Raw genomic sequence first — 3,285 nt, 5'->3', positions numbered from 1 at the left:
CGCGCCAGCGCCGCGACGCGGGCCGCGCCGTCGGGGCGGTCGGTGGTCTGCACCACGGTGATGCCGCCCAACGCATCGCCCGCGCCGGGAGCGCCCGCGAGCGCCTCGGACACGAACAGATCGACGTGCGCCTGCAGGAACCGGCTGGTGCCGAACTGGAGGATGGGTTGGACCATGGCGGCGCGTTCCTCAGACTTCCACCAGGGCCTTGACCACGCCCTGGGCGGGGTCCAGCAGCCGCGCGAAATCGGCCGGCACGTCGGCCAGGGCCATGCGGTGCGTGTTGAGCGCCGCCGTGGGCACCTGGCCCGCGCGCATGGCGGCCAGCACGGTCTCGAAGTCTTCGGTGGTGGCGTTGCGGCTGCCCAGCAGCGTGGTCTCGCGCTTGTGGAATTCGGGGTCGGAGAAGGTGATGGTGTCGCGCACCACCGAGATCAGCACGTACTTGCCACCGTGCGCCACGAAGCCGAAGCCGCGCTCGATGGCCTTGGCATTGCCCGTGGCATCGAACACCTGGTCGTAGAACTCGCCGCCCGTGGCGGCGGACAACTGCGCCTCGTCGCCCTCGCCCAGCGCCACGGCATGGGCCACGCCCAGCTCGCGCTGGCAAAAGGCCACGCGGTCCTGCCGGCCGTCGATGGCCGTCACCTCGGCGCCGCGCAACTTCGCGAAGATCATGGCGGCCATGCCGATCGGGCCGGCCCCCACCACCAGCACGCGCTGGCCGGGCTGCACGTCGCCCCGGCGCACGGCGTGCGCGCCGATGGCGAGGAACTCGATCATCGCGGCCTGATCCAGCGTGGCGCCCTCGGCGCGGTGCACGAAGGCCTCGGGCAGCGAAAGCACCTCGGTGAAAGCGCCGTCGCGGTGCACGCCCAGCACCTGGATGTTGACGCAGCAGTTGGTCTTGCCCTGCCGGCAGGCCACGCAGGTGCCGCACGACAGGTAGGGCATGACGTAGACCACGTCGCCCACCGCCAGCCGCCCGCCAGGCACGGCCTCTTCCACCACGCCCGACAGTTCGTGCCCCATCACCCGCGGGTACTGCAGGAACGGCTGGTTGCCCGTGTAGATGTGCAGGTCGGTGCCGCACACGCCCACGCGCTTGACGCGCAGCAGCACTTCGCCCTCTCCGCGCACGGGGCGCTCGCGCTCCACGGCGCGCAGGGTGCCAGGGGTTTCACAGATGACGGTCAGCATGGGGGCTCGCAATGCAGGAAAAAGAGGGGTGGGTGGGTCGGTGGACTGAGCCGCTGGCTCAGTTGCCGCCGTGGTACTTCTTGTAGATCGCGACGAGCTTGCCGTTCTCGGTGTTCTTGGTGATCCAGTCGTTGATCCAGGCCTTCAGCTCGGGCTCGTTCTTGCGCAGGCCGACGCCGAGCGGCACCTTCTGCATGACGAACTTCTGCACCAGGTCCTTCTGCGGTGACTTCGCCAGGACCGTGTTCACAATGGCGGGCGAGGTGGCGATGATGTCCGCCTGCCCGCTCACCGCGGCGGTGACCAGCGTGGCGTCGTCGTCGAAGCGCACGATCTGCGCGCCCTTGGCGCCCTGCGTGACGACCTTGTCGTTGTTGGAGCCGCGCGTGGTGGCCACGCGCTTGCCCTGCAGGTCTTCGAAGCCCTTGATGTCCGCGGCCTTGGGGGCGGCGACCACGGCGAGGATCTGCGCGTAGGGCACCGAAAAGTCGATGACCTTCTCGCGCTCGGGCGTGACCGACAGCGAGGCGACCACGATGTCAGCCTTGCCCGTCTGCAGGAACGGGATGCGGTTGGGGCTGGTGGTCTGCACCATCTCCAGGGCCACGCCCAGGTCCTGCGCCAGCAACTGCGCGGTCTCCACGTCGGAGCCCACGGGCTTCATCGCGTCGTCCACGAAACCGTAGGGCGGCGATCCGGTGTCGAGGGCGATGCGGATCTTCTTGGCCTCGCGGATGTCCTTGAGCAGATCGGCATGGGCGCTGCCCGCGCCGAAGGCCATCAGGGCGGCCGAGGCCAGCAGGGTGCGCAGCAGGAAGGAACGCGGTGTTGTCATGGGGCTTTGTCTCCGTGTGAAAAGGAAGGGTTGGGGGTCGGCCCCGTCTGGCGCGGGGCTCGGGAATCACCGTGGCAGCGCTACAGGCCGTTGCCGACGAAATCGCGCAGCTCGGTGGTGGCTGGCGCGTCGAGGATCGAGGCCGGACCGTGCTCCCACACGCGGCCCCGGTGCATGAAGATGACCTCGTCGGCCACCTTGCGCGCAAAGCCCATCTCGTGCGTGACGAGGATCATGGTCATGCCGCCTTCGGCCAGCTTTTCCATCACGCGCAGCACCTCGCCGGTCAGTTGCGGGTCCAGCGCCGAGGTCACCTCGTCGAACAGCATCAGCTGCGGCTGCATGGCCAGCGACCGGGCGATGGCCACGCGTTGCTGCTGGCCGCCCGACAGCTGCGAGGGGTAGCAGTCGGCCTTGTCGGACAGGCCCACCTGCGCCAGCACGGCCTGGGCACGATCGCGCACCTCGGCCTTGGCGGCCTTTTGCACCAGGCGCGGGGCCAGCATGATGTTCTCCAGCACGGTGAGGTGCGGGAACAGGTTGTAGCTCTGGAACACGATGCCCACGTCGCGGCGCAGTTGGTGCAGGTTCAGCCCGGGCGCGGTCACCTCGTGGCCGCACACGCGGATGCGGCCGGCATCCACCGTCTCCAGCCGGTCGATGCAGCGCAGCGCCGTGCTCTTGCCCGATCCGCTCTGGCCGATGATGGCGACCACCGAGCCCTTGTTCACCGTGAACGACACGCCTTCCAGCACGCGGGTGGCGCCGAAGCACTTGGAGATGTTCTCGATCTCAACGATGGGCGACATGAAAGCTCCTCTCCAGGCGCCGGCTCAGCACCGACAGCGGGTAACACAGGACGAAATACAGGGCCGCCACGATCACGAAGATCACGAACGGCTCGAAGGTGGAGTTGTTGATGATCTGGCCCGCCCGCGCCAGCTCCACGAAGCCGATGGCCGAGGCCAGCGAGGTGTTCTTGACGATCTGCACCATGAAGCCCACGGTGGGCGGCGTGGCGATCTTCACGGCCTGCGGCAGGATCACGTGCCACACGCGCTGGTGCCAGCGCAGGGCCAGGCATTCCGCGGCCTCGGCCTGCGTGCGCGGCACCGACTCGATGCAGCCACGCCAGATCTCGCCCAGGTAGGCCGACACGTAGATCGACAGCGCCAGCGACGCCGCCGTGAGCGGCGCCACGTTGAACCCGAGCGAGGGCAGGCCGAAATACGCCAGCGGCAGCAGCACCA

General features: G+C 68.7%; 4 protein-coding genes and 1 pseudogene. All 5 read right to left on the bottom strand.

Translation table 11 applies throughout. From position 1 onward, the window contains the following. Positions 1–176, bottom strand: a pseudogene (locus tag AC27KI_RS21385) (mannitol dehydrogenase family protein); the annotation flags it as partial. Between the two features lie 13 nt (positions 177–189). Then, complete coding sequence (locus AC27KI_RS21380) at positions 190–1,200, bottom strand: zinc-binding alcohol dehydrogenase family protein (RefSeq protein WP_284396881.1); 1,011 nt, start codon at positions 1,198–1,200, stop codon at positions 190–192. A gap of 58 nt (positions 1,201–1,258) precedes the next feature. After that, on the bottom strand, positions 1,259–2,035 hold the full coding sequence (locus tag AC27KI_RS21375) for a transporter substrate-binding domain-containing protein (RefSeq protein WP_272567691.1): 777 nt from the start codon (positions 2,033–2,035) through the stop codon (positions 1,259–1,261). Positions 2,036–2,115: 80 nt separating this feature from the next. Next, entirely contained in the window at positions 2,116–2,844 is a 729-nt protein-coding gene (locus tag AC27KI_RS21370; RefSeq protein WP_284426165.1) for an amino acid ABC transporter ATP-binding protein, read from the bottom strand. Further along, positions 2,828–3,285, bottom strand: a 458-nt coding sequence (locus AC27KI_RS21365) for an amino acid ABC transporter permease (RefSeq protein WP_487115716.1), incomplete at its 5' end; no start/stop codon positions are given. The genes AC27KI_RS21365 and AC27KI_RS21370, both read right to left, overlap by 17 nt.

The organism is Acidovorax sp. KPB24-03 (assembly GCF_057546605.1).
Note: the sequence above shows the minus strand (reverse complement) of the source record. Positions and strands in the feature narration are given on the sequence as shown.